Here is a 6,141-nt window from a genome sequence, read left to right as displayed (position 1 = left end):
GAGGACTTCCAGCTCGACCTCATCATTGGCGAAGGCCCCGCCGCGCGCTCGGTGCGCATCGATCTCGCCAAGTTCACGCTGGTCGCCGCCACCACGCCGGACCGGGCTTCGTCACCACACCATTGCGCGAGCGCTTCGGCATTCCTATCCGGCTCGAGTTCTACACCGTGCAGGAGCTCGAAGAGATCGTGCGGCGCGGCGCGAGACTCCTCGGTCTGCCACTCACCGACGAAGGCGGACATGAGATCGCCCGGCGGCGCGCGGCGCGCCGCGCGCGCGCGCGCGCGCCGCGCGATCTCGTCGCCTTCGTCGGTGAGTGGCAGACCGAGGAGTCTCGCGCCGCGCCGCACGATCTCTTCGAGCTCCTGCACGGTGTAGAACTCGAGCCGGATAGGAATGCCGAAGCGCTCGCGCAATGGTGTGGTGAGAAGCCCGGTCCGCGTGGTGGCGGCGACCAGCGTGAACTTGGCGAGATCGATGCGCACCGAGCGCGCGGCGGGGCCTTCGCCAATGATGAGGTCGAGCTGGAAGTCCTCCATGGCGGGATAGAGGATCTCCTCCACCGCCGGGCTAAGCCTATGAATTTCATCGATGAAAAGAACGTCGCGATCTTCGAGATTGGTGAGCAGCGCCGCCAGATCGCCGGCCTTGGCGATCACCGGCCCTGAGGTGGCGCGAAAATTGACGCCGAGCTCGCGCGCCACGATCTGGGCAAGCGTCGTCTTGCCGAGACCGGGGGGACCTGCGAACAGCACATGATCGAGCGCATCCCGCCGCGCGCCGCGCCGCGCGATGAAAACTTTGAGATTGGAGCAGACCTTGGCTTGGCCGATGAACTCCGAGAGTGTTTGCGGCCGCAGCGCCGCCTCCGGCTGATCGTCGTCCCGCTTCGCCGAGCCAGCACACGCTCATTCATTGGGCGAGTTCCTTAAGCCCGAGGCGGATCAACTCTGCGGCGCCGGCTTCGCGTCCCGCCGCAGCGATCGCGGTGCTGATTGCCGCGGCCGCCTCGCCGTGGGCATAGCCGAGATTGGTGAGCGCCGAAACCGCATCACGCGCGGCGAGTCCTTCTGGCAGCACGGCAATGGGGTGAGGTGCGCCGCCGCCGATTGCGATAGCGGGCGCGAGCGCCGGCATCTTGTCCTTGAGCTCGGCGACGATGCGCGCGGCGACCTTCGGCCCGACGCCTTGAGCGCGCGCGACATGGTTCTTGTCCTGAAGCGCCACGGCGTTGGCGAGATCCGCCGCCGACAGCGTGCCGAGCACCGCGAGCGCCACTTTGGCGCCGACGCCCTGCACCGTTTGCAGCGCGCGGAACCAGGCCCGCTCATGCTCGGTGGCGAAGCCGTAAAGCCGGACGCCATCTTCTCTGAAATGGGTGTCGATCGACAGCGTCACCGGCTCGCCCACCGGCGGCAGTGCGGACAGTTGGCGCGCGCCGAGCGTCACCTCGTAGCCGACGCCGCCCACGTCGATGATCGCCGTGGTGAGCGTGAGGGACTCCACGATGCCCGTGAGCTTGCCGATCATGGCAGCGCCCTCTCCGCTAAAGCAATGGACTCCGTGAGCTTCGTCCAACGCCGTGAATGAGCATGCGTGATGGCGATGGCGAGCGCGTCGGCTGCGTCCGCGCAGTCGGGCACCGCCCGGGGCAGCAGACATTTCACCATGGCGCGGATCTGATCCTTGTCCGCGTGGCCCGCCCCCACCACGGTCTTCTTCACCGCGTTAGGCGCATATTCGGCGATCACCAGACCCTGCAAGGCGGGCACCAGCATGGCGATGCCCCGCGCCTGGCCGAGCTTCAGCGTCGCCGCGGCATCCCGATTGACGAAGGTCTGCTCGATGGCCGCTTCCACAGGCGCAAGCTGCGCCAAGACTTGCGAGAGCCCGTCGAACAATTGGCGCAAGCGCATCCCGAGGCTGTCGTCCGCGTCCGATGAAACCGAGCCGCAAGCCACATAGCCAAGTCTGACCCCATCGGTGTCGATGACGCCCCAGCCCGTGCGCCGCAGGCCCGGATCGATGCCCACAATGCGAATCGCGTCCCTCATGGCCGAATCGTAGCACAGGGCGCGGCACCGGCAGGATGCCAGGAGAGGCAAATCAACCGCCACGGGGAACGGTTTTTGCTAGCCCGGCGTTAGGGGTTTGGGCGTAGGCTGCGTGAGTTCCGAGGGGAAGCCAACTCCAAGCGCCCAAAGGGATTTGCTAGGGGGAGCACCGCCATGACCGGTGCCAGTCACGTCCTCGACCCTGTCGAGGCCGCAAAAGACGACATCAGCAGGTCGAAGCGGCTTATCGCTTCGACCCTCGACGACCTCACGCAACATCACAGCTGGCTGGAAAGCTACCACCGGGACGAACGGCGCCGGGCCCAACGCCTGAGACGCGAGGATGCGCTGCACCGCCTCGAACTGAGGCGCCAGCGCGCCGCGTGGCTGTCCCGGCGCTTTGCCCTCGCCACCTATGGCTTTGCCCGGACCACCACCGTCTTCCTGGTGCGGAACGGCAGGGCCTTTCTCACCTGGGCGGCACCACGCGCCCATTCGCTTTCGCGCCTCATCATGCGATGGATCTCTGCGGGCGCCTTCTGGGCGTGGCGCACCGGACTTTCGCTGTCCCGCACCGGCCTTGAGGCGAGCGCCGCCGGACTTACTTGGACGATCCGCGCCTCGGACCAGGCCGGCATCGTCTTCCGGCAGCGGGTGTCAATCTATGCCGCCCTCTTGAGCGCCGAGGCGGCCATCTACGCGGCACCGGGCATCCGCAGAGCCTCGATCGGCTGGATACGCACAAGACATAGGGCACGGCGCATCACGTCCACCTTGGAGGCGCGAATCTCCGGCGGCTGGACCAAAACGCGGAGCGCCGTGTCCCATTGGATCACGGTTGAGAGCCCAAGACTGGGGCGCGGGCTCGCTGACAACGTGACAGCGGGCACCACGCGAACGCGCGTCCTGGCTGCGGACCTCTCGCGCGCGGCTCTCAGACCGGCACGGACAGCTGGTCTTGGGCCGCGTTGCGAGTCCGGCAGGCTCTCGAGAAGAATGCGTCGACGGGACATCGCGCTCTGATCGTTCGTCCCGGCACGGCCTTGGTCTGCATCGAGCCGCAGCGCAGCGGATTGCCCGCCGTTCTTACAAGCTGACGCGCTAGCGATCCAAATAGCGGGCTTTGAGATCGCTGGTCCGCGCTTCGGTGTGTTCGAGCAGGCAGCTCAGAATGGCGCCCCCCGCGCCGCTGCCGCCATACCACTCGAAGCCCACGGCGTCGCAATCGTGCTCCTTGAATTCGATCCAGGCGCGTTGGGATACGAGCAGTTCCTCCTTCCACGCCTTCCGTTCTTTCGCGGGCAAATAGTCGGCGCCGCCAACTTGGGCCATGACCTTCTTCCACACGGCGTTCAGTTCCGCGTCGGCGCGTGTGTATGCCTTATCAAGGCATTCGCGCATGGCGATGGTGGTGGCGGCCTCCGCGCACGGGTCCGCCGCATGCGCCTGATCTCCAAGCCACGCCAAACCACCCAGAACCGCGGCGAGATACCATAATCGGCGCGGAGATTTGCGCATGTCCCCGTTCGCATGTGATAGAGCGCTCATCCAGCCCCCTTTGACTTGGCTGCCGTCAATCTTCCGCATTGTCATGGCCAAAGTCTCGCACGATCGGGCAAAGCTTTGAAAGCCAATGGGCATTCCAACACACGCCCGTCGCGGAGGAAATAACCGACCAATGCCGACCTGGCGACATCTTCTGTGTCTCGTTGCGATGACCTTGAGCATCGCGCTCGCCACGCCGCCGCTCCTGCGTGCCCAGGAGGCTCCGGCTAGCGCGCCCACGACAAACGAAACGCAGCCCGCCAAACCGGCCGAAACACCTGCAGCGAAAACGCCTACTGCTGAGTCCGCGCCATCCGCCGAAGGCGCGGACGAAAGCGCGCCGGAAGCGCCTGCTCCCGAGATCACCAACGACAAGGTCGTCGCCGACTTCAGCGCCGCGCTCGATCAATGGGCCGATCAGATCAAGGCGCAAGAGGAGGCATCGCCGACGAGGTGACCACCGACGAGGAGCTCAGGACCATTCCCGATCTCCTCGAGGCACTGCGCGAGGAGATCGACGAGAAGCGCGCGAAATTGAAACCCAAGCTCCAGGGCGCACGCGAACGGCTGGCGAAGCTTGGCCCCGCGCCGGAGGAAGGGGCGCCAAAGGAAAGTGCCGAGATCGCCGCGCAACGCAAGCGCCTCGAGGCCGAGGTCGCGGCCATCGACGGCAAGCTGAAGCAGGCCGATATCCTTTTCGTGCGCGCCGGCCAGTTGATCGACGCGGCGAACAACGAGCGCCGCAACCGCTTCACCGAGTCGTTGTTCAAACCGGTGCCGAACTTCTATTCCTATGTCATCCCGACGGGCCTGGAGCGCGTGCCTCAACGAACCGATCAAGTGCTCGCCGCAATCGGTGACTGGTTCGAGCGCGCCTGGAACATCGGCACTGTCTTTCTCATTCTTCTGTTCCTTATTCCGCTCGCCGCCGCCGCGGTCGTGGCGCGCTTCACCGGGCGGCACGAGGCGCGGCACGAGGTGGCGCGCCAGGCCGAGAAGGAGGCGCCGACCCTGCAGCAATGCGGCGCTACGGCCTTTATGAAGTCCGTGTGGGGATGCCTGCCGATCTGGACGGGGCTCGCCGTGTTTTACGCCATCACGCGTCCGCCGGGCTCGCAGACCCCACCTTCGAGGGATTTCTTCTCAAGGCCGTGCTCTCGATCGGTTGGGCGATCTTCCTTGGCAGTCTCGTCCGCCAGTCGCTCGTTCCCAAGAATCCGGCTTACAAGGTGATTCCGGCAAGCGAGTCCATGGCGTGGCGTATCGCGGGACTACTGTGGGCCCTGATTGCCTTCTGGCTGGTCGACCAACTCTCCGTGCTGACCGATAGCTTCGTGTTCATGCCCTATCAGGTCTCGGTGCTCCGCTCGGCGACCTTCGCCGCGATCTACGGTGTGCTCTTGGCCATCCTCCTTTTCGTCATTCAGTCGGGATTGACCACGCGCAAGGCGGCGTTCAGCGGTTGGCGCGGCTGGCTGTTCACGTTCATGGCACTGCAGGCGGCCATCATCCTGCTCGCCATGCTGCTCGGTTACGAATTGCTCGCCCGCTTCATCGGCACCCATCTTGTGACCACAACCGGGGTGCTGTGGATCATGTATCTGCTGCATCTCATGGCGGAGGACATTTCCAGCGTCAGCGTCATCTCCGGGGCGCCGATCGACGACGATCTCGACGAAGACAAGGACATGGGCGCGCCGTCGCTGCTGACCATCCGCATTATCGTCAGCCTGCTCCTCGACATCACCATTATCGCCGTCGGCGTCACCGTCTTGCTGCTTCTTTGGCGTTTCGATTGGGTCGAGGTGAAGGGCTGGATTCAAACGGCGTTCTTCGGCTTCCAATTCGGCAATTTAAACCTCTCGCTCCAATCCGTGCTCATTGCGCTCGGCGTCTTCGCGGCCGGCCTCTTACTCACGCGCTTCGTGCAACGCTGGTTCACGGGCCGGGTGTTCGCCGGCCGGCGCAGCGATTCCGGTGTCAACGAATCGGTGCGGGTCGGCTTGGGCTATCTGGGCTTCGTGCTCGCGGCACTTGCCGGCATCTCCTATCTCGGAGTCGACTTCTCGAATCTCGCTATCATCGCCGGCGCATTGTCGGTCGGCATCGGCTTCGGCCTCCAAAGCATCTTCAACAATTTTGTCTCCGGACTCATTCTGCTCGTCGAACGTCCCATCAAGATCGGCGACTACATCCAAGTCGGCGGCCAGGAGGGGACGGTCAAGAAGATCAGCGTACGCTCCACCGAAATCGAGACCATTCATCGGCAATCGGTGATCATTCCGAACGCCACGCTCATCACCGACCCCGTGGTCAACTGGATGCATCTCGACAAGAGCTGCCGCCTCGACATTCCCATCGGACGTCCGACGTACGACACCGACGTTGAGCAGTTGCGCTCCGTGCTGCTTGGCGTGGCGAGTGAGTATCGTGCCGTCTTGAAGTCGCCCCCGCCCGTGGTTTATTTCGCGGGGTTCGGCGACTTCTCGCTCGATTTCGAGCTCCGCGTGTTCCTGCGCGACGTACGCGAGCGCATAAAATC

Annotated in this window: 7 protein-coding genes and 2 pseudogenes; 5 read left to right on the top strand and 4 right to left on the bottom strand. The window is 64.7% G+C overall.

Annotated elements, in window-relative coordinates; genetic code table 11:
• Window positions 1–167 precede the first annotated feature (167 nt).
• Window positions 168–212: pseudogene (locus AUC71_RS22820) on the top strand (hypothetical protein); the annotation flags it as partial.
• A gap of 16 nt (window positions 213–228) precedes the next feature.
• Here the strand turns inward: AUC71_RS22820 and ruvB are convergent.
• From ruvB to ruvC, 3 genes and pseudogenes are all read right to left on the bottom strand, one after another.
• A pseudogene (ruvB, locus tag AUC71_RS13220) lies at window positions 229–860 on the bottom strand (Holliday junction branch migration DNA helicase RuvB); the annotation flags it as partial.
• Window positions 861–912: 52 nt separating this feature from the next.
• The gene (ruvA, locus tag AUC71_RS13215; protein ID WP_069624633.1) at window positions 913–1,530 is read right to left on the bottom strand and encodes a Holliday junction branch migration protein RuvA; all 618 of its coding nucleotides are present in this window, start codon (window positions 1,528–1,530) and stop codon (window positions 913–915) included.
• Window positions 1,527–2,054: a crossover junction endodeoxyribonuclease RuvC gene (gene ruvC, locus AUC71_RS13210; protein WP_069624632.1), complete on the bottom strand. Its 528-nt coding sequence runs from the start codon at window positions 2,052–2,054 to the stop codon at window positions 1,527–1,529. The genes ruvA and ruvC overlap by 4 nt, the downstream gene beginning before the upstream one ends.
• 174 nt (window positions 2,055–2,228) lie before the next feature.
• On the opposite strand from ruvC, the gene AUC71_RS13205 reads away from it, so the two are divergent.
• Window positions 2,229–3,077 (top strand): hypothetical protein, encoded by an 849-nt coding sequence (locus tag AUC71_RS13205; RefSeq protein ID WP_069624631.1) that lies wholly within the window; start codon window positions 2,229–2,231, stop codon window positions 3,075–3,077.
• Between the two features lie 78 nt (window positions 3,078–3,155).
• On the opposite strand, the gene AUC71_RS13200 is transcribed toward AUC71_RS13205, so the two are convergent.
• Window positions 3,156–3,572: a lysozyme inhibitor LprI family protein gene (locus AUC71_RS13200; protein WP_158007849.1), complete on the bottom strand. Its 417-nt coding sequence runs from the start codon at window positions 3,570–3,572 to the stop codon at window positions 3,156–3,158.
• A 196-nt stretch (window positions 3,573–3,768) separates the two neighbouring features.
• On the opposite strand from AUC71_RS13200, the gene AUC71_RS13195 reads away from it, so the two are divergent.
• From AUC71_RS13195 to AUC71_RS13185, 3 genes are all read left to right on the top strand, one after another.
• Window positions 3,769–4,056 carry a hypothetical protein gene (locus AUC71_RS13195; RefSeq protein ID WP_069624629.1) on the top strand — a complete coding sequence of 96 codons (288 nt, stop codon included), beginning with the start codon at window positions 3,769–3,771 and terminating at the stop codon, window positions 4,054–4,056.
• A complete protein-coding gene (locus AUC71_RS19705; RefSeq protein ID WP_069624628.1) occupies window positions 4,053–4,832 on the top strand; it encodes a DUF3772 domain-containing protein in 780 nt (259 codons plus the stop codon). The genes AUC71_RS13195 and AUC71_RS19705 overlap by 4 nt, the downstream gene beginning before the upstream one ends.
• Window positions 4,751–6,141 (top strand): mechanosensitive ion channel family protein (locus AUC71_RS13185; protein WP_158007848.1); only part of this gene is annotated, 1,391 nt, incomplete at its 3' end. The genes AUC71_RS19705 and AUC71_RS13185, both read left to right, overlap by 82 nt.

This window comes from Methyloceanibacter marginalis, assembly GCF_001723295.1.
GTDB lineage: Bacteria > Pseudomonadota > Alphaproteobacteria > Rhizobiales > Methyloligellaceae > Methyloceanibacter > Methyloceanibacter marginalis.
This window is presented reverse-complemented; position numbering and strand designations above follow the sequence as displayed.

Excerpts from the sequence above, each read along its gene's own strand:
- ruvA (WP_069624633.1), bottom strand. The coding sequence starts at position 1,530 with ATGATCGGCAAGCTCACGGGCATCGTGGAGTCCCTCACGCTCACCACG.
- ruvC (WP_069624632.1), bottom strand. The coding sequence starts at position 2,054 with ATGAGGGACGCGATTCGCATTGTGGGCATCGATCCGGGCCTGCGGCGC.
- AUC71_RS13205 (WP_069624631.1), top strand. The coding sequence starts at position 2,229 with ATGACCGGTGCCAGTCACGTCCTCGACCCTGTCGAGGCCGCAAAAGAC.
- AUC71_RS13200 (WP_158007849.1), bottom strand. The coding sequence starts at position 3,572 with ATGCGCAAATCTCCGCGCCGATTATGGTATCTCGCCGCGGTTCTGGGT.
- AUC71_RS13195 (WP_069624629.1), top strand. The coding sequence starts at position 3,769 with ATGACCTTGAGCATCGCGCTCGCCACGCCGCCGCTCCTGCGTGCCCAG.